This window comes from Klebsiella sp. HN106 (genome assembly GCF_051209435.1).
In the GTDB taxonomy this organism is placed as follows: Bacteria; Pseudomonadota; Gammaproteobacteria; order Enterobacterales; family Enterobacteriaceae; genus Klebsiella; species Klebsiella oxytoca.
The window spans coordinates 1-391 of record NZ_JBLURD010000125.1; the positions used below are offsets into that span (position 1 = coordinate 1).

1 pseudogene is annotated in these 391 nt (G+C 72.4%); it reads right to left on the reverse strand.

Going from position 1 to position 391, the window contains the following annotated elements:
- Positions 1–391, reverse strand: a pseudogene (locus ACSIPU_RS30630) (type VI secretion protein VasK); the annotation flags it as partial.

Sequence of the window (391 nt, forward strand, 5' to 3'; positions counted from 1 at the left end):
CCGCCGGAGCGGACCAGCGGTGAGGATGTGGCGTCTCCCCGGCGGTCGTGTCCGGCGCCAGCGGCGGGCTGAACATCAGGCCGCGCAGCGGAACGCGCTGCAGGCGCTCCGTCAGCCAGGGCGTCAGCAGCGTACGCCAGCGGGCAATGCCGCTCCCCTCAAGCGTGCGCCCCAGGCGCAGCAGATAATCATGGGCCGGGTCAGCGCACAGCTGCTGCATTCCCCTTTCCCCCAGGGACGGCAGAATGGCGCGGAGTTGTTGCGCCACCCCCTCCGGCGTGGCGCCGGGCGGGAACAGCGCCCCCACCGTCTGGCTGATGCGGGTATCCTGCGGCCAGGCGCTGTCAGTCACCTGCCACAGGTACACCGGCGGCTGCCAGCGCAGGGCCTC